Below are 18,585 nucleotides of genomic sequence, written 5' to 3'. Positions count from 1 at the left end.
CAATATGTCGTAAGTAAAAGTGAAATAAGTTCCTTCTCTAAAATAGAATGAGACACCTATACTTTCCTCAAAAGTACGTGCTACAGCCACTTATCGGCCCATCGTTCTACGGAGCTTAATGCGCGCCCCAGCTCTGTGCCTTTGCGGGACAACATATATTCTGTCCGAACAGGGCGTTCCGTAACCACATGACGCACGACAAGTCCCTCTTCCTCCAGTTCCTTCATCCGTTCATTAAGTACCCGTTTGCTCAGGTCCGGGATATAAGCGTGAATTTCACTGAATCGTTTGGGTTCTTCCATCAAAGTATGAATAATGAGGGCTACCCATTTCCGGCCAATGATCTGATAAGACTGTTCCACCTTTTCGCATATTTGCTTGGCATTCTCATCATCGCTCATAATAGTACTCCTTTGATTTAGTTATGCTTATTATAGCATTAGTATACTTATTGTAACCTGAGTGTCCACAAGCCCTATGTGTAAAATGTCACATACCAATTGTTCTTAATGTTACCACATAAAGCGTTAACATTAAATAAAAACCCTATAAACACTGGTGTTCACAGGTTGGACACGATTGTTGACGAATTGTGACGACAGGTGTAAGATGGGTAACGTCAATTCAATTGGTTACAATTTATAACCTTGATTAAGGTTGTGGAGAGAAGGAATGTTCCATGTTTAATTCAGGTCAGATACACAAGCGGAGGTAAGGCGGGGAACTCCCCCACTAATTCCGTCTTTTGTCATGCTTGGATTTGAACATTTTGTATCATCATATACTATACTGCACAGATCACAGGAGGCACTCCAATGGACGCAATGACATTTGTCCTCTTCGGGGCAACAGGCGATTTAGCCAAACGTAAGATTTACCCTGCATTATATAATTTGTACATTGATTCGAAAATGCCGAAATCCTTCTCCGTTATTGGTCTTGGACGGCGTGAATTGTCGGATGCTGACTTCCAGGCGAATGTCGAAAAGTCATTGCATACCTTCTCCCGTCAAACACCGGAAGAAGAAGCTCAAGTTCGCGACTTTATTGGTGCTTTTCGTTATTGTTCTTTAAATAATACGAAGCTTGAAGATTACACCAAATTGCTGGAACTGGTTCAGAAACGTGAACAAGAGCTCAATATTCCCGAGAATCGCATGTTCTACATGTCGGTTGCACCGGAATTCTTTGAGCCAATCGCACTGAACATTCAAGAAAGCGGCTTGGGTAACACCAAAGGCTGGAAGAAACTCATCATCGAAAAACCATTCGGACACGATTTGCAATCTGCTCGTGATCTGAACGAAAAATTGAGCAATACTTTTGCGGAAGAAGAAATTTACCGTATTGACCATTTCCTTGGTAAACCGATGGTTCAAAATATTGAAACCCTCACTTACGCGAATCCGGTCATTCAGGCTTTGTGGTCCAATCGTTACATTGCAAATGTACAGATTACAGCAAGTGAAACGGTTGGTGTCGAAGAGCGTGCCGCGTATTATGACCAAAGCGGTGCCCTTCGTGACATGTTCCAAAACCATATGCTTCAGTTGCTGATGATGATTGGTTTGCATTTGCCAAAACGCTGCACACCAGAAGAAATTCAATTCAAAAAGCAGAAGATCGCTGAAGCTCTTCGTCCATTGACGAAAGAGAATATCGCTTCCGAAGTCGTTCGTGCCCAATATGGAGCAGGCGAACTGCAAGGTACTTCTGTTGTTGGATATCTGGACGAGCCTGACATTCCAGCTGGTTCTCAGAATGAAACATATGTTGCCGCGAGACTGTGGATCGATGATCCATTCTGGAGTGAAGTTCCATTTTACATTCGTACAGGCAAACGTCTGGCTGAGAAATCAACCAGAATTGTTGTTGAATTCAAGGCTCCACTGAAAACAGGTCATGAATCCGAAAATACAACAGAGCCTAACTTGCTGACGATTGAAATTGGTCCGAAAGAAAGCATCTCGCTTCAATTAAATGCGAAAAACCCACTCAACCAAGGCGAAGTGGAACCTATGCATATGAGCTTCAACTCAGGTGAACGCAACATTCCGGAAGCTTATGAAAACCTGATCTTTGACGCAATGCGTGGCGATTCTACATTCTTTGCTCACTGGAACGAAGTTGAACTGGCTTGGCAATGGGTACAGCCGATCTTGGAAGCATTCCAGGAGGGCAGTGTGCCACTTGATACGTACAGCGCAGGTTCGCAAGGACCGGAGTCAGCAGATCGTCTGATTGCAGAGAACGGCTACCGTTGGTGGTAAAAGTATTGTAAGAGCAGCATCAGAGAAGAGAACACTACAGTCTGTTCTGCTCAATAATATACAAATTTTTATGAATTACACCGTTCCAATTTTGCATAAGTCCTTCCGGTAATACTCGGAAGGCCGCGAAAATTTTTAAATATAGATGGCCGACGCACTTGATTTGCCTAAGTAGCGACGTAGTGTAGGGGACGAAATCGATTCTGTAGAAGCGAAGCGTTCGCCTTTGTATCCAAATTTCATCAATTAAAGGTTGATGAAAAGAAATTTGGATACAACAGCGATCGAAAGAACGATCCGTAACCGGAACGGTTGCAGCGAAACGGGAATGTAGTCTGGTGCTCTGCAACAAAGATGAAATTTAAACATTGTTCATAACAGGAGGAACTTAGCAATGAAACTTGGACTTATTGGATTAGGTAAAATGGGATTGAACCTGGGTAGAAACCTGATTGACCACAAACATGAAGTGGTTGCTTTTGACCTGAACGCTGAAGCTGTTAATGAAATGAAAGAATACGGCGCAGCAGGCGTATCTTCTTATGCTGAAATGGTCGCTTCTCTTGAATCCCCACGTGTATTGTGGATCATGGTTCCTCACAACGTGGTTGACGCTGTACTGGCTGAAGTAAGCCCACTGTTGTCCAAAGGCGACATCATCATCGAAGCGGGTAACTCGCACTACAAAGAGTCCATCCGTCGTTACGAAGAAATGAAACCTAAAGGCATTCACTACATGGATGCTGGTACATCCGGCGGTATGGAAGGCGCACGTAATGGCGCATGTTACATGATCGGTGGCGATCCTGAAGCTTGGGCAGTAGTTGAGCCTGCGTTCAAGGATACTTCCGTTGAAAATGGTTACCTGTATGCAGGTAAAGCAGGTAGCGGTCACTTCCTGAAAATGGTTCACAACGGTATCGAGTACGGTATGATGGCTTCCATCGGTGAAGGCTTCGACGTATTGGAGAAAAGCGGCTTCGATTTCGACTTCGAACAAGTTGCTCGCGTATGGAACAACGGTTCCGTTATTCGTTCTTGGTTGATGGAATTGACAGAGCGTGCATTCTCCAAAGATGCTAACCTGGACGAAATTAAAGGTGTTATGCATTCTTCCGGTGAAGGACGTTGGACAGTTGAAACAGCATTTGATCTGCAAACTGCTACGCCAGTTATCGCGTTGTCCCTGTTGATGCGTTACCGCTCCCTGGAAACAGACACGTTCACAGGTAAAGTTGTTGCAGCATTGCGTAATGAATTTGGCGGTCACGCTGTAGAAAAAAATTAATTCATATATAACTGTTAACATATACGGATAATCGGGTAATGATGAGTATAGCTGTTTATAAAATTCATCAAGTGGAGGGAACATATCATGAAATTTTTCTTAGATACAGGTAATGTTGAAGAAATCAAACGGATCGAACGTCTGGGTCTGGTGGATGGAGTCACGACCAACCCGTCTTTGATTGCCAAAGAAGGTCGCGTATTTAAAGAAGTGATTCAGGAGATCTGTGGCGTTGTTAAAGGCCCGGTCAGTGCTGAAGTGATCGGACTTAAAGCCGAGGATATGTTGAAGGAAGCTTATGAAATTGCAGAATGGGCACCGAATGTAGTGATTAAACTACCGATGACCGAAGATGGACTCTATGCTTGTCATGAACTGACCCAAAAAGGAATTAAAACCAATGTAACGCTGATCTTCTCTGCAGCACAGGGTCTGATGGCGGCAAAAGCTGGCGCAACATACATCAGTCCATTTGTTGGCCGTCTGGATGATATTGCGGTGGATGGCATGAAGCTGATTCGCGATCTGCGTCTCATTCTGGATACGTATGATTTGCCTTCCGAAATTATTGCAGCAAGCATCCGTAATATCAAACATGTCGAGGATGCAGCTCTTTCTGGTGCGCATATCGCGACCATTCCGGGTTCGCTCCTGCCAACATTGTGGAAACACCCGCTGACAGACAGCGGCATTGAGCGCTTCCTGAAAGATTGGGAGTCCGTTCCGAAATAATAAAATGTGGACAGGGATCTGATTCCTCAGAGCCATATTCCATTAAAAAGCCTTCCGTCATGCAGACAAAATCTGCTGGTGGAAGGCTTTTTTAGTTGAGTTGTAAGTGATGATATCCCCGTACGAGCAGGTGCTGTCCTTCTTTTTCGGGACAACAGTGCATAAGGATAGTATATAGCCTATAGCTCATCCCGCAGGGGAGGGACGCCCGATGATGAGAAGACGATGGCGAAGCCGAAGACGCCGCAAGCCGCCAAGTGGCAGGCGCAAAATGTGGTTGATTATTTTATTGGTAACAGCGTTTTGTTTGATGCAGGGTTTTGCCTATGTGGATAAGAAAATGAAACCACCCATCATGCATCTGGCCAAAATCAGAGTAAAGCAGATTGCAACGGAAGCGATCAACAAGGCGATTACAGCGCAGGTTTCCGAAGGCAAATCCACCGAAGGATTGATTGACTGGAAAACCGATACGGCTGGGAAAGTGTCCGGATTCATGCTGAATTACGATGAGCATATGCGGATCACTGCGAGTACGATGAACATCGTGCAATCCACTTTGCAGAATGTGCATATGTTAAAAGAAAAAATTCCGCTGGGGCAGGCGTTGGGCAGCCCGGTACTGGCATCCTTTGGTCCAAGTATACCGGTTCGTATTGAGCCTCAGGGAGCCGTCAAGGTGGATCTGAACACCCGTCAGCAGAACGCCGGTATAAACATGATTCTGGTGGAAGTGTACATTCACATCATTGCCGAAGTCGCGGTAGTGGTGCCCTTTGACATGGAACCTGAGACCGTTGATACGGAAATTCCGATATCTTACCTGTTGGTGGTCGGGGATGTGCCGATGTACTACTACGATAATCAGGGCAAACCGGTAGGCAGCAACGGCAGCAATGCACCCGCGATTGCACTGCCATCGGGTCAGACGGGTGTTTCGAGTGGTCATGGAGGAACGCCTAATTCAACCTCTCCCAATCAGCAGCAGGCTCCAGCAAACGGTCTGAACGGAAATGGACTGGAGGTTGAGCCGGATTTGTCTGATCCCAATGAGGGATTGCAGCTTGACGTGGATGTAAACCACTAATGAGTCAAAGGTAAATATCGAATACAAAAAGGGGCCCCTAAGATAGAGGTCCCGCTTTGTATTAAAATTCATCTGAATACTAAGTAGATACTTTTTATCCTTTATTCCAACCTCATTTTGCCTCATTTGCTTTTGGCTTTCTTCTGTTTACGTTCTTCCTGCTCCCAATGCTTCAGATTCGGGTAAGGGTCGAACGACCATTCATTCAGCCCGCTATCACGATAGATGCCATAGTGCAGATGAGGAGGAAACTTTCCTTGTGTACCTGGTTTTCCATACCCTGAACTGCCCACCCAGCCCAAAACCTGACCAGGGGTAACCACTTCGCCGATATGGGCGTTTTTGTCGAAGCCGGATAGATGAGCGTAATAGTGGTAATGGTTGTTCAGATCACGAATACCGATACGCCAGCCGCCAAACGGATTCCAGCCTTTGATTTCCACGACACCGTAACAGGTACTGCGCACAGGCAGGCCATGCGGTGCAAAAATATCTGTGCCCTCATGAATACGGTACCCGCCCCAACTGCGTTTGGTTCCCCAGGTGCTGCGATATGAATAGTTGGTTCCGAGAGGGACGGGAAAGGCGTGACCAAAGAGATCGAGGCTGTCAAAATGCTCATATAATTTCGCGAATTGCTGAATGCGCTGCACAGCCCGGGAGTTATGATAATATTCCCACAGAGCGATGTTGAAGTCCTCCGGCTTGTTCCCATAATTCTGAACAATGGAAGCCATGCTGTAAAGTACGTCCAGGTCATTATTGGCATCTGCTACGCCATCACCAGAACCGTCACGACCATATCCATTGAAAAAAACAATGGAACCCGGTTGTTGATCCGTTTCATTCGGATTTAGCCAGCCTCTCCAGGCTGGGGAGGTCATGAATATGCCGGTCAGCCGTTCCGGATGTTTACGATCTTTCGGATGAGCACGCGAGATGGTTCGTTCATATTGATCAATCGCTGCGAGCCTGTACCAGGGAATTTGGGTCATCTGACCAATGCTTTCATATAGATGTCGGCGCGATGCGAAAATGTCCGCTGGTTTTTGCTCTACAGCCTGAGGTTTGGAATCAGCGGCGGTGGGTTCACCGTAAACATCAACAGGCAAGAATGGGAGAAGCAGTGTGCCTGCAAGTAATGTTTTGATCCAAAAGGAATAAGTTAACCGCGATGTAAAGCGATCTTGCACAGGGAAGCAGCCCCCTTTCCAATGAGATGATGCACATGGTGCCCGGTGAACCAAGCTATAACCTAGCGTTCTTCAAAAGTCTTCATTTTATCCATGTAAGACATGAATGCACAAGATGTGACAAATGGGGGTTTTTCCAGCGCTTTCATGGTATAATATGTTCCGAGCAACAGCCTAACTTCAGTAGAAAGAAGGTTTATGCATTGGCTAAACGTGTTAAAGAACCGAAACCGGACTGGATTCGGATCAAATTGACAACCGGCGATAACTATCAGGAAATGAAAACGATGATGCGTTCCAAAACGCTGCATACAGTATGTGAGGAAGCACGGTGCCCGAATATTTACGAATGTTGGGCTAATCGGACGGCTACTTTTATGATTTTGGGCGACATTTGCACACGGGCATGCCGTTTTTGCGCGGTAAATACCGGCTTGCCAACGGAACTTGATTTGCAGGAACCAGAACGCGTGGCAGAAGCGGCAGAACAGATGAATCTGCAGCACTGCGTAATTACGAGCGTGGCGCGTGACGACCTGAAGGATGGAGGAGCGACGATTTTTGCGGAGACGGTGAAGGCCGTTCGTCGTCGTTTGCCTTTATGTAGCGTAGAAGTGCTGATTCCGGACTTTTTGGGTGACCGGGATTCCTTGCAGATTGTGATGGATGTCAAACCGGACATCTTGAATCATAACATTGAGACAGTAGAGCGGCTATCGGACAGAGTCCGTGCCAAGGCGAAATACAAGCGTTCACTCGAACTGCTTGCTCGTGCCAAGGAAATGCAGCCAAATATCCCGACGAAATCGAGCATCATGCTTGGTGTAGGGGAAGAATATCATGAAATTCTGCAAACGATGGATGATTTGCGAGCTGTGGATTGTGATATTATGACGATTGGTCAATACCTGCAGCCATCAGAGAAACATCTGTTTGTGGAGAAGTACTATCCGCCAGAAGAGTTCGCAGCATTGAAGCAGGAAGGACTAAAGCGTGGATTCAGCCACGTTGAATCTGCACCGATGGTACGTAGTTCCTACCGTGCGCACGAACAGGTAAAATCTGCTACAAAACATGCTGAACAGGCGGCAACACACGCATGATGGAGGATACCGGATTGGAAGAAGATAATAGCACAGAACAGGTTCAGGAATTAGCCCAAGAATCGGCTCAGGACAAACCCCAAGAACCGGTTATTGTTCAAATCGGCGGAAAGAATTATGAAATCGTACAAAACCACAAAGAAGGCTGGAATCCTGAAGTCTTCCGTGACCGTTACAGCGAAGTGCTGGAGCGGTACGATTACATTATTGGGGACTGGGGTTACAGCCAGCTGCGGTTGAAAGGTTTTTACCGGGACAACCATCCCAAAGCAACGAAGGATTCCACGATCTCCAGCATGGTGGACTATATCAATGAATATTGCAACTTTGGCTGTGCGTACTTTGTGCTTCAGAAGAGCAAAGATCAGCCTCAAGCCAAAGCAAAAAGCGGTTCCTGAGAAGGACCGCTTTTTTTGTTGCGTATATTTTAGTCCAAAAAAGCTGTGCGAACTCTGTTCCAAAACGGATAGGGCCGGAAACGGGCAAAACTGACCTTGTGACGGGCCACCTGGCAGCGTACGGATATGAGATCTTCCACCATAACGTTTACGTGGTCAATGGTAAGCAGCAACCGCTGATCCTTGCGTGAGAAGATATCACAGTGATGATGCTTGGGCAAAATAACCGGTGAACCCAGCGTCCGATAGACGCGGTTATTAATCGAAGCAATCTCGGCGATCTGAATAGCCTCGATTGTGGGATGCACCATAGCGCCGCCAAGCGCCTTGTTGTATGCCGTACTGCCTGAAGGTGTTGATACACAGATACCGTCTCCCCGGAACATCTCAAACGTCACGTCATTAATGTCGACCTGAGCAACGACTGTACCGTCTACACCTTTTAACGTAAATTCGTTCAGTGCGATATAAGAGGTATTGCCCGACTTTTTACGAATCTCAAGCTCCAGCAGTGGATACTCCACAATTCGTGGTTTGAGTCGTTCCGGGTCGCCTTTGCCGCTCATCAATCGAACCAATTCACGTAATTCTTCCTTCTTCCAATCGGCATAAAAGCCGAGATGGCCTGTATGAACCCCAACAAAAGCAATGTCCGGGATGCGGTCGATGAAATTGTGAAATGCTTGCAGCATCGTACCATCGCCTCCGATGGAGATGACAATCTCCGGCGATTCTGCATCCAGCTTAAACCCTTCCTCTTTTGCCAGCGCATGAAACTGCTGACTGAGATCAATCGATAACTGGTCTCCGCGGTCTTGAACATAGTATCTCAAGATGAAAGCTCCTTTGTGGTCATTATACTACCGATGATAATCAATTCCAGGGAAGAACACAACGTTGGATTGATATTCAGTTGTATATAAACGCACAGGAGGGCTTATTTTTTTATACGTCGAGGTAAGAAAAAGGGACTTAGTAGAGAAAGTATCAGCAGGAAAAGTAATACGCCTCCAAGTACACCTACTCCCGAAAAAAAGATCTGTCCCCAGTCTGGTGTATACGAAAATAATTCTGATTTGGCACCGGTTTGGAACAAAACAGGCCAATCTGAATCACCCATCATCGGCATCCATAACAAAAGTACAAGTATGGGTGCAATGAGAGCATGGATTGCTCTGGCAAACAGAAAGGGGCCATATCTCATCGGTGTGTTGCTCAGGACACTCATGATCTGGGCGTGAACGGATAATCCTCCCCAGGAGAGGACAAATGCAACAGCAGCAGCTTTGTACACGAGCGGAATGGATATGCCCGCCCCTCCTGCTTCTTTAGCTCCCAAAGTGACTTCAAATAATCCGCCTACGAGGCTGTGGGATAAGGCAGGGGGGAATCCTGTATATAAAAGCAGTTGTTCCGTAATGGCGTATAACCCGCCTAGCCATCCAGTTTGAACGAGTAATTCCATCATAACGGAGAAGAATACAACTAACCCTCCTACGATAATAATAAGGCGAAGGGATGAGGAGACTGCCTGGCGCAGCAATTCACCAAATGCCCGTCCATCAGCCTTTCTTGCCTCGTGCATGGCATAAATGGCTCGGAGCAGTCTGTTTTTGTGTACCTCCTCAGAGTCGGAGGGAGAGTTGTTGTTCGGCTGTTTATCCTTTGCGGAGATGCCGCCATGGAACCGCATGAGCAGGCCCACAAGAAATGCAGCACCATAATGTGATGTGACCAGTATGGGAGCAATAGCTACATTATGAAAAAAACCGACCGATACGGCTCCAATCATGAAGATGGGATCGGATGATGTGGTGAAAGCAACGAGGCGTTCACCTTCTTCCCGAGTAAGCAATTTTTGTTCCCACAATTGTGCAGTCAATTTGGCTCCAGTGGGATAACCGGAGGCGCAACTGACGGCAAACACAAAGCCGCCGCTTCCGGGAACGCGAAATAGCGGACGCATCAATGGATTTAAGAGTGTACCCAAAAAATGAACAATGCCGAAGCCAAGAAGCAGCTCGGAGAGCACCAGAAAGGGAAAAAGGGAGGGAAACAGCACGTCCCACCAAATGGATAGTCCACGTACACCTGCATGCCAGGTTTCCGCAGGAAACAGCACCATCAACACACACAGGATCAGGAGAGCTAGTGGGATCAGGACATGGGTGATTCGTTGTGAAGCGGCCATGAATTCTTCTCCTTTATTTTTGGAATGGTCAGTGTGCAGCAGAACGCAGGTGCTTTTGCTATCAATATATGAGACAAAGCGGACAAACAGTACAAATTAATGTTTAGAAAGCGCTTGCAAAAGTGGCTGTGTTTTTAAGAGATGTATGCTAAAATGATAAAAACGCCTGAACGTCACCTAATTACCTTGAAGGTGGAATTAAATCGGATGGAGTGATGATTATGAGTCTTGTCACCGGAATCCTGGTTTGTGCTTTTGTTTATGTTATACGTGCCTCGCTTGTGCGCTCTGAAGAAGAGGACTGGCGAAGTTATTAATGAAATATCTGGTGCGCCAAACCTCTTGTTTGGCGCTTTTTTTGTGCCTTCAGCACGAGATAGACCTGTATGAGTCATGGCTATGTGGGACCATAATCCTTTCATGTTATATAGGACTTTTGGGATTTTTTTGATAGAATGAAGATAAAGGCGTTCGTGGCCTTGTTCTTCAATCTCCTTTCATAATTAAGCATGGGAGTGTAATATATGTCAAAATTCGACATCTGAAAGGAGGGAAAAGCGGAATGAATCCTAGTTTGAGCATCTACGACAATCTTGGTGGAGAGGCAGGCGTTCGTGCACTGGTCGAAGCTTTCTATCCGATTGTTCAGCAGAATGAGAAGCTGGCACCTCTTTTTCCGGAGAATATTCAGCCGGTAATCGACAAGCAATACATGTTTTTGTCTCAGTTCTTCGGTGGTCCTGCATTGTTTTCCGAAGCTTTTGGTCATCCGATGATGCGTGCCCGCCATATGCACTTTGAAGTGACAGTTGAACGGGCAGAAGCTTGGCTTGCATGTATGGATCAGGCGTTGACACAAGTTGGTGTGGAAGAGCCGTTACATTCTTTCGTCCTGCAGCGATTGTCGGGGCCAGCACATCATTTTGTGAATACACCTTAGTTCCGATTACAAGCTTATGGGAGAGGGATGGAATGAGTGGAATTAGAGCCTCTGTATAAGGTAAAGGTGAAGTGTCATTATTGCGAGACTGAGTATGATACCTCACGCGTAAGACCAAGCTTAAAACGGCCATATCGGACGGATTCCGATTTTTGTGCGTACTACAAGCGGGAAAATCCGGATTTCTATGTTGTTCGAATTTGTCCTGAGTGTGGATTTGCTTCGACAGAGAATTCGACAGAACAATTAAACGATAAACAGCGAAAGGCTTTTAAGGAGCAGATCGGCAATCGTTGGGTGAAACGAGACTATAGCGGAGCACGGACACTGGAACAGGCGATGGATTCGTACAAGCTTGGACTGTTGGTTGCGCAGGTTATTCAGGAGAAAGATCGTGTCGTTGCGGGTCTGCTGCATCATATTGCCTGGCTGTATCGGTACATGGAGGATCATACCCAGGAAAACCGTTTTCTTGAATTTAGCCTTGAGGCTTATGTAAAGGTTTATGAACGGGAAGGTACTGGCGGGAATGAAGCCAAGCTTCTTTATCTGTTGGGAGAGTTGAACCGCAGGGTAGGTCGATTCCATGAGGCTGTAAAATGGTTCGGCAGGGTTATTCATGACAAGCGCATTACCGATGCTGCCATGATTCGAGCTTCGCGAGAGCAGTGGGCATTACTGCGGGAACAGATGATTTCGAGCAAGCTGGAATTGCCAGATGAAATGATTGAAGCAGACAAAGAGGCTGCGAAACGCAGCCCCATTTGATAAGTGACAGTTGTTCTCTAATTGCGGACAGGACGACTGGACAGCAGGTAATCACTATCGTTGTCGATCACGGTCATGCTGGCATTACAACAAGGAAAGACCAGCAATTTCTTTTTTCCTTCGCGAATGCGTACAAGCTCCTTCGGTTTGAGCGGCAGCAGTACATTGTTTGCATGGCAGTACGGACATTGCTGTACATAAATGTCCCCCATTACAATATCGTAAGGCCAGCTGTTCTCAAAGGGGATCATTCTTGCTCGCCTTCCGTAGAGGCAGGTTTAGCCGCTTCTTCTTTGGCCAACTCGGCGATTTTCTGCATCAGAATATGCTGCGGCATATGCATCAGATGTTCGAGGGGAACACCCAGGGATTCTGCTAATTTGACGGCTGTGTCAGCCGAGACTTGTAAAGGTTTCATACGATTACCTCCTGAAAATAGCTTAAACTATTTCTCTAGTATAGAGATATAGCGCTTATAAAACCAGTTCTAATTCAAGGTTAATTATCCATTCTACTGAGAGAGGTGCCTTATTTAAATGAAAACACCATTACAACCCGTCTGGGATCTGGAGTCCATTTTTAGTGGAGGTTCTGCCTCCGAGTCGTTCGCTGCGTATTTGATTGAGCTGGAGCAGGATGTACGCAAGCTGCAAGCTCTTTTGAAAGAAACACCTGCACCCAAGTCGCTGGAAGAAACGAATGCATTTGATCCGATCCTTGAACTGCTTCAGAGCTGTTATATCCGAATTTCGGAAGGGTCCGCATTTGTGTCCTGTCTTTCTTCACAAAACCAAAATGATAAAAAAGCAGTTCAGCTTCAGGGAACCATGAGTTCTCTTGGCGCGATGTTGAACAGTACCAAGTCCCAATTCGATAATACGCTTAGCCAAACGACAGACTCTGTATGGGAAGCATGGATTGCTCGGGAGGATATTCAGCCGCTTGCCTTTGCATTGAATGAGAGCCGCACGCAAGCTCGTGAGAAACTGTCTCCTGAGCTTGAAGGTCTTGCGCTTGATTTGGGCGTCGATGGTTACCATGGCTGGGGCAAATTCTATAACACCATTGTGAGCAAGGTTAACATTCCCTTTGAGCAAAATGGTGAAACGGTTATGCTGTCCGCAGGCCAGGCTTCCAACAAGCTGAGCGACAGTGACCGGAATGTACGCGAGACTGTATTCGCCAATTGGGAACAAGCTTGGACCGATGTCGAAGACTTCTGTGCAGATACATTAAACCATCTCGCAGGCTTCCGTCTCAAATTGTATGAGAAGCGCGGCTGGGATGATATTCTCAAGGAACCTTTGGCGATCAACCGGATGTCGCGTCAGACGCTTGATACGATGTGGGATGTAATTAATGGTGCCAAACCTGCGTTGGTTCGATATTTGGAGCGCAAGGCGAAACTGCTTGGAGTAGAGAAACTCAGTTGGAGTGACGTTGATGCACCCGTAGGCAAGTCGGGTGGAAAAGTCACATATGACGAGGCAGCCATCAATATTGTTGATCAATTCGCCAAGTTCAGTCCCAAACTTTCCAAATTTGCAGAGATGGCGTTTGAGAAACGTTGGATCGAAGCAGAGGACCGTCCTGGCAAGCGTCCAGGGGGATTCTGTACGTCCTTGCCACTCAGCAAAGCAACACGTATTTTCATGACCTTCTCTGGGACGCCGTCGAATGTGTCGACACTTGCCCATGAACTTGGTCACGGATATCATCAGCACATTATGGAAGAACTGCCAGCCTTGAATCAACGCTACGCCATGAATGTGGCGGAAACGGCATCTACCTTTGCTGAGTTGATTGTAGCTGATGCACTGGTTCAGGCAGCAACGGATGAGCAAGAGAAGCTTGCTCTGCTCGAAGACAAGATTCAACGAAGCGTTGCGTTCTTCATGAATATTCACGCTCGTTTCCTGTTCGAAAATCGCTTCTATGAGCAACGCAAACAAGGTTTGGTAAATGCAGATGAGTTGTCCAAACTGATGGTGGAAGCACAGCAAGAAGCGTTCTGTGGTGCGCTTGCATCTGATCATCCGCATTTCTGGGCTTCCAAGCTGCATTTCTATCTGACAGGTGTACCATTCTACAATTTCCCGTATACGTTCGGATATATGTTCAGTGCAGGCATCTACGCTAGAGCGCAGGAGGAAGGCACGGCATTTGCCGATAAATACGATGATTTGTTGCGAGATACAGGCCGAATGACGGTAGAAGAACTGGCTCAGAAACATCTGGGTACTGATCTCACACAACCTGATTTCTGGCAAAATGCAGCGAACCTGGTCATTGCCGATATTGATCAATTTCTTGAGATGACAGAATCCGCAAAATAGTATTCCTATATATGAAATGAGGCTGCAATCCTGTGTAAATGCATACGGGGTTGCGGCCCTTTTTGTGTTTTTTTAAGTTAAGGTCCCACTAAATATTTTGTCGCAATTGAGAGAAATAACTCGCTAAAAGGACGCAAAATGGCAATTAATTGTGCAAATTATAGTTATAATTACCCAAGTTTGTTTGACTTTGTTGAATGACCACATTTGTTGTCATATAATGAGTCGTAAGTCCTTGTTTTGTAGGATGAAGTGCATAAAGGAGGAGCGTTATGGTAAAAATTGACCAGCTTTCATTAGCACGACAGTTGGATTTGGTGTTCAAAGAGCTTGATCATGAATTATCAGGGTTAGATTCAGGTGTGGTTTTTGTGCAAATACGAAATAATGTAATTGGGAAGTTTGGGATTCGACATAATCCGATAACCGGACGAGACGGTCAAATGGAAGTGGAGGACGGTGGATTAAACGAAACCCAGCGCTCTTCTTTCCGCGCAATGGCACTGGAAACTTTGAAATTCAAGCGAAATTGGACTCATGGAGAAATTGCATATGATTTTACGGTAAGACAAGGCATGATTTTGGTTGATGCCACGATGGAGTCCAACTATAATATGGCGAACCTGATGATTCGTTATCCAAGAACCAATACATACATGGATTCAGGCATGGAGTCGTCTTCATAATTGTGATGAGCACAGGAAAGCGGCACTTCCGAGGAAGGCCGCTTTTTGTTGTTGCATATACGAGCACAAATTACGAGCTTACGAACGACCCGATAATTGCTGCTCAGCGATTTGGACCAGACGTTTAGTGATGTAACCACCCAGAGAACCTGTCTCACGGGAAGTGTAGTTACCGTAGTAACCGTCTTGGGGAATAGTTACACCCAGCTCTTGTGCAGCTTCAATTTTCAATTGTTGCAATGCTGCGTTTGCTTGGGGAACAACCAGATTGTTGGAGCGGCTTCCGCTACCTTGGTTTTGACCTCCGTACATGTGTGTCACCTCCTTATGGCTTGGTGATGTTAGTATGGTTAGAGAATGAGGAAATATGCATGATATGGCGTAAGGGAAAATTTGGATAATAGAAATGAGATATAACATGAAAAAAGCCGACCCAGTATGGATCGGCTACGTAGAATAAAAGGAAAAAATAGGGGTTATGTTCCCTAGAAGATCCCTGAGAGTACAAGATTACTACTCGGTTGGCGGAACAATCTCAATACGTGTAAATAGCTCAACGGGCTGTTTAGGTTCTAGACGAATCAGTCCCGTTTGCTCGTCTGTTAAATTCAAATTGGGTGCATCAGGAAGCCAGGTATAAGGTTCAATGCATAGAAATTGATCGGATTCGCCCTTTGTAAAGAGGACCCAATGTTTGAAATATGCCTCATCCGCTGAATATTTCAGCGTATATCCATCCTGTCTGCGCAAGTGAGCTACTGCTGGTTGCCCTTCGGCAGCTTTCAAAATGGTATCCCAGTTTCGTCCTTGCATGTTCATGCCTTCGTTCAAAGAAGACCATTCTCCGAGAGATTCAATCTCACCAGTAGGCAGTTGTTCTTCATTCTGAGCGTAAATTCCGGACACAGGAAGTTGAAGTGACCATTCGGCAGGTTTGCCGTCAAGCAGAAACCATGTATGATATCCCATTCCAAAAGGAGCAGGAGTAGAGCTCAGATTGGTCACACGCAGACGCTGGCTTAACACCGCGTTTTGTAGTCTGAACGTCATCTCAAGCTTCAAAGGAATTGGAAATTGAGCCATCCAATGCTTTTCATTTTCAGTTAATAATTCCGTTGTAATTGCACAGCCATCTTCATCTTCTTCGATGTCGCTGACACACCAGGACTGGCTGCGGTGGAGGCCGTGAATATGGTTGTCATTGGCCGTATTCTGATCGAATTGGTAATGAACTCCCTCATATTCGAATTGTCCTCGATGAATGCGGCCTGGCGGAACAAGAAGCGGAACGCCGAAGTGATACGGCTTCTGCAAATAAAAGGCAAGTTCGTCTTCTTCCGGACTGCGAACGACATCGCGGCCCTGCACTAAATCGCGAATCGAAATAATATTATTTCCAAGACGTGGCAGCAGGGTAATCTCCAATTCACGGCTATGTAGGATATACGTGTCGTAACCATTCCATTGGCCTTTGGTCACTTTTTTCATATCGATGCTCCTTTTCCCACTTGAAATCTGTCTGCAAACGACCATTCCTATCTGCCGTTGCAGGCGTGTCATTGTGTACATGCCACTTATCCCATTAGCATACCGAATGAATGCTGGTGATTAGGATAAGCAATTCCATCATAACAGATTTCTGTTAAGTGGGTAAAAAAAGCTATTCCCATTTTGACATTCTGCTTCGTGCGGATTAAGATGGTATTCTGAACGATGCGTTTTATCCAATGAATGATAAGCAAAGCGATGACAGGGACAAGTAAGCCAAGAGAACTCTCTTCAGAAAGCCGGTGGGTGATGTGAACCGGTGTGAACTCTTTACCGAATGGACCCTTGAGTGCTGGTTTGAACAGGCGAAGTCTGATCTTGGGCTATCCTTAGTAGAATTGGACGTATACTCCACGTTACGGAGAAATGAAGGCATTTCTTCTACATGATTTAATCAGGTCTAGAGGAATGGAGAAATGCGAATAAGGGTGGCACCACGGTCTCACGTCCCTTGCGGATGTGGGGCCTTTTTGCGTTCGCGGAGAATAGGAACAAAACAAATAGGAGGCGTTATGTGAAATGAAAACAGTACTTTCGGGAATTCAGCCGAGTGGCAAGCTCACATTGGGCAACTACATCGGAGCAATTAAGAACTTTGTGAAATTGCAGCATGACTACCAATGTCACTTCATGGTGGTTGATCTTCACGCTGTAACGGTAGCTCAAGAGCCAGCAGCGCTGCGTGAGCAATCTGAGGCGGTAGCTGCCTTATTCATCGCAGCAGGAATCGATCCTACGAAATCCAATGTGTTTCTGCAATCCCATGTACCGCAGCACGCGGAATTGGGCTGGTTGATGACTACACTGACATCGATGGGCGAGCTCGAACGCATGACTCAGTTCAAGGACAAATCATCCGGTAAAGATTCCGTTGGCGCCGGGCTGTTTGTCTATCCTTCATTAATGGCTGCTGATATTTTGCTGTATAATGCTGATCTTGTGCCTGTAGGAGAGGATCAGAAGCAGCATCTGGAACTGACACGCGATCTGGCGGGACGTTTTAACCACCGTTATAGTGAGTATTTCACGATTCCAGACCCTTATATTCCACAGGTGGGTGCTCGTGTAATGTCACTGGATGATGCATCTTCCAAAATGAGCAAAAGTAATCCCAATGCAGGCAGCTACATTGCCTTGCTTGATCCGCCAGATGTCATCCGCAAAAAAATCAGTCGTGCCACAACCGATTCCGGTCGTGAAGTTGTATATGATCCGGCAAACAAACCTGAGGTCAGCAACCTGATGAGTATCTACGCTGAATGCGCAGGTCTGTCATTGAAAGAAGTAGCGGAGCGCTATGAAGGCAAAATGTATGGTCCGTTCAAAAAAGAACTGGCTGAAGTGGTCGTATCCGTTATTGAACCTTTACAGGAACGGTATCGTGAGATTCGTGAGTCTGGCGAATTAGCAGACATCCTGGAAACTTCAGCTCGTCGGGCAGAAGCGGTGGCTTCTCAGACACTTAATGCGGTTAAAGAACGTATGGGGTTTGTTCCTAGACGTACGTTGTAGTTGGACGAGGCAAGTAACTTAAAGTAGATGAATCGTTCACATAATAAAGAGGAGCCCTGATGGGGCTCCTCTTTATTATCGTTTCGTACTATACCTATGAAGTTTACCGGTCAAGAGGCGGTTTCCGAGGTGGTACGTGCTTCACGACGCTCTTTTTTTGCACGAATAACGAATCCCCAGCCGATGTTGGCAACGGACACGACAAACAGCAGCGTAGCCAACCAGCCGGAGTAAGAGATCATAATCGCCGTAACCGCTAACAACATAATCGAAGAGAATGCAAACCATAGCGATAAACCTTTGCTCATTGGGAAAAACCTCCATATAGAAATTTGATGAAATTCCGTATAACCTGAAGCGCACGAGCCATAATAATCTTGCAAGCTTGCAATTACATTACAGACACAGATTGAAGGGAGATTTTAAATATGGCTCAAGGATCTCGTTCTAACAACTTGGTGGTACCTCAAGCAAACTCAGCACTGCAACAATTGAAAATCGAAGCTGCACAAGAACTGGGTGTAACTATCCCA

The 18,585-nt window shown here is 46.1% G+C and carries 21 protein-coding genes and 1 other annotated feature; of the genes, 12 read left to right on the top strand and 9 right to left on the bottom strand.

Going from position 1 to position 18,585, the window contains the following annotated elements; genetic code table 11:
- Nucleotides 1–80: 80 nt before the first annotated feature.
- Entirely contained in the window at nucleotides 81–401 is a 321-nt protein-coding gene (locus A6049_RS18885) for a winged helix-turn-helix transcriptional regulator (protein WP_063566151.1), read from the bottom strand.
- Nucleotides 402–815: 414 nt separating this feature from the next.
- Between A6049_RS18885 and zwf the strand changes: the two genes are divergently transcribed.
- The 4 genes from zwf to yunB all read left to right on the top strand — a co-directional run bounded on the left by zwf (nucleotide 816) and on the right by yunB (nucleotide 5,377).
- On the top strand, nucleotides 816–2,270 hold the full coding sequence (gene zwf / locus A6049_RS18880; protein WP_063566150.1) for a glucose-6-phosphate dehydrogenase: 1,455 nt from the start codon (nucleotides 816–818) through the stop codon (nucleotides 2,268–2,270).
- Between the two features lie 394 nt (nucleotides 2,271–2,664).
- A complete protein-coding gene (gnd, locus tag A6049_RS18875; protein ID WP_063566149.1) occupies nucleotides 2,665–3,558 on the top strand; it encodes a phosphogluconate dehydrogenase (NAD(+)-dependent, decarboxylating) in 894 nt (297 codons plus the stop codon).
- 87 nt (nucleotides 3,559–3,645) lie between these two features.
- A complete protein-coding gene (gene fsa, locus A6049_RS18870; protein WP_024632668.1) occupies nucleotides 3,646–4,290 on the top strand; it encodes a fructose-6-phosphate aldolase in 645 nt (214 codons plus the stop codon).
- Between the two features lie 211 nt (nucleotides 4,291–4,501).
- The gene (yunB, locus tag A6049_RS18865) at nucleotides 4,502–5,377 is read left to right on the top strand and encodes a sporulation protein YunB (protein WP_063566148.1); all 876 of its coding nucleotides are present in this window, start codon (nucleotides 4,502–4,504) and stop codon (nucleotides 5,375–5,377) included.
- Nucleotides 5,378–5,499: 122 nt separating this feature from the next.
- Here yunB and A6049_RS18860 read toward each other — a convergent pair whose 3' ends face one another.
- A complete protein-coding gene (locus tag A6049_RS18860) occupies nucleotides 5,500–6,570 on the bottom strand; it encodes a M23 family metallopeptidase (protein ID WP_063566147.1) in 1,071 nt (356 codons plus the stop codon).
- A 203-nt stretch (nucleotides 6,571–6,773) separates the two neighbouring features.
- Between A6049_RS18860 and lipA the strand changes: the two genes are divergently transcribed.
- On the top strand, nucleotides 6,774–7,673 hold the full coding sequence (gene lipA, locus A6049_RS18855) for a lipoyl synthase (RefSeq protein ID WP_063566146.1): 900 nt from the start codon (nucleotides 6,774–6,776) through the stop codon (nucleotides 7,671–7,673).
- Nucleotides 7,670–8,071, top strand: a complete 402-nt coding sequence (locus tag A6049_RS18850) for a YutD family protein (protein ID WP_240321485.1) — start codon at nucleotides 7,670–7,672, stop codon at nucleotides 8,069–8,071. Before lipA ends, A6049_RS18850 begins: the two co-directional genes overlap by 4 nt.
- A 29-nt stretch (nucleotides 8,072–8,100) precedes the next feature.
- Here A6049_RS18850 and A6049_RS18845 read toward each other — a convergent pair whose 3' ends face one another.
- Together A6049_RS18845 and ylbJ are read right to left on the bottom strand one after the other, a co-directional pair.
- Nucleotides 8,101–8,904: an NAD kinase gene (locus A6049_RS18845; RefSeq protein ID WP_024634403.1), complete on the bottom strand. Its 804-nt coding sequence runs from the start codon at nucleotides 8,902–8,904 to the stop codon at nucleotides 8,101–8,103.
- Between the two features lie 104 nt (nucleotides 8,905–9,008).
- Nucleotides 9,009–10,262 (bottom strand): sporulation integral membrane protein YlbJ, encoded by a 1,254-nt coding sequence (ylbJ, locus tag A6049_RS18840; RefSeq protein ID WP_063566145.1) that lies wholly within the window; start codon nucleotides 10,260–10,262, stop codon nucleotides 9,009–9,011.
- Nucleotides 10,263–10,824: 562 nt separating this feature from the next.
- Between ylbJ and A6049_RS18835 the strand changes: the two genes are divergently transcribed.
- Both A6049_RS18835 and A6049_RS18830 read left to right on the top strand, forming a co-directional pair.
- Complete coding sequence (locus A6049_RS18835) at nucleotides 10,825–11,202, top strand: globin domain-containing protein (RefSeq protein ID WP_024634405.1); 378 nt, start codon at nucleotides 10,825–10,827, stop codon at nucleotides 11,200–11,202.
- A 36-nt stretch (nucleotides 11,203–11,238) separates the two neighbouring features.
- Nucleotides 11,239–11,970 carry a DUF2225 domain-containing protein gene (locus tag A6049_RS18830; protein WP_063566144.1) on the top strand — a complete coding sequence of 244 codons (732 nt, stop codon included), beginning with the start codon at nucleotides 11,239–11,241 and terminating at the stop codon, nucleotides 11,968–11,970.
- Nucleotides 11,971–11,987: 17 nt separating this feature from the next.
- Here A6049_RS18830 and A6049_RS18825 read toward each other — a convergent pair whose 3' ends face one another.
- Both A6049_RS18825 and A6049_RS32395 read right to left on the bottom strand, forming a co-directional pair.
- Entirely contained in the window at nucleotides 11,988–12,221 is a 234-nt protein-coding gene (locus A6049_RS18825) for a hypothetical protein (RefSeq protein ID WP_063566143.1), read from the bottom strand.
- Nucleotides 12,218–12,388 (bottom strand): YycC family protein, encoded by a 171-nt coding sequence (locus A6049_RS32395; protein ID WP_064506463.1) that lies wholly within the window; start codon nucleotides 12,386–12,388, stop codon nucleotides 12,218–12,220. Before A6049_RS32395 ends, A6049_RS18825 begins: the two co-directional genes overlap by 4 nt.
- 118 nt (nucleotides 12,389–12,506) lie before the next feature.
- Between A6049_RS32395 and A6049_RS18820 the strand changes: the two genes are divergently transcribed.
- Nucleotides 12,507–14,306 carry a M3 family oligoendopeptidase gene (locus A6049_RS18820; RefSeq protein ID WP_063566142.1) on the top strand — a complete coding sequence of 600 codons (1,800 nt, stop codon included), beginning with the start codon at nucleotides 12,507–12,509 and terminating at the stop codon, nucleotides 14,304–14,306.
- A gap of 272 nt (nucleotides 14,307–14,578) precedes the next feature.
- Entirely contained in the window at nucleotides 14,579–14,992 is a 414-nt protein-coding gene (locus A6049_RS18815) for a hypothetical protein (protein WP_063566141.1), read from the top strand.
- Nucleotides 14,993–15,070: 78 nt separating this feature from the next.
- Here the strand turns inward: A6049_RS18815 and A6049_RS18810 are convergent, their stop codons facing one another.
- A complete protein-coding gene (locus A6049_RS18810; protein ID WP_063566140.1) occupies nucleotides 15,071–15,304 on the bottom strand; it encodes an alpha/beta-type small acid-soluble spore protein in 234 nt (77 codons plus the stop codon).
- A 201-nt stretch (nucleotides 15,305–15,505) separates the two neighbouring features.
- Nucleotides 15,506–16,480: an aldose 1-epimerase gene (locus tag A6049_RS18805; RefSeq protein ID WP_063566139.1), complete on the bottom strand. Its 975-nt coding sequence runs from the start codon at nucleotides 16,478–16,480 to the stop codon at nucleotides 15,506–15,508.
- Between the two features lie 249 nt (nucleotides 16,481–16,729).
- Nucleotides 16,730–16,995, top strand: a binding site (T-box leader).
- A 64-nt stretch (nucleotides 16,996–17,059) separates the two neighbouring features.
- Here A6049_RS18805 and trpS point away from each other — a divergent pair.
- Nucleotides 17,060–18,052 (top strand): tryptophan--tRNA ligase, encoded by a 993-nt coding sequence (trpS, locus tag A6049_RS18800; protein WP_063566138.1) that lies wholly within the window; start codon nucleotides 17,060–17,062, stop codon nucleotides 18,050–18,052.
- Between the two features lie 110 nt (nucleotides 18,053–18,162).
- Here trpS and A6049_RS18795 read toward each other — a convergent pair whose 3' ends face one another.
- Nucleotides 18,163–18,360, bottom strand: coding sequence for a hypothetical protein (locus A6049_RS18795; protein WP_063566137.1), 198 nt, complete (start codon nucleotides 18,358–18,360; stop codon nucleotides 18,163–18,165).
- Between the two features lie 120 nt (nucleotides 18,361–18,480).
- Here A6049_RS18795 and A6049_RS34155 point away from each other — a divergent pair.
- Nucleotides 18,481–18,585: alpha/beta-type small acid-soluble spore protein (locus A6049_RS34155; protein ID WP_236703616.1), on the top strand; the 105-nt coding region annotated here is incomplete at its 3' end.

Source organism: Paenibacillus sp. O199 (assembly GCF_001636635.1).
Taxonomy (GTDB): Bacteria; Bacillota; Bacilli; order Paenibacillales; family Paenibacillaceae; genus Paenibacillus; species Paenibacillus marchantiae.
Note: the sequence above shows the minus strand (reverse complement) of the source record. Positions and strands in the feature narration are given on the sequence as shown.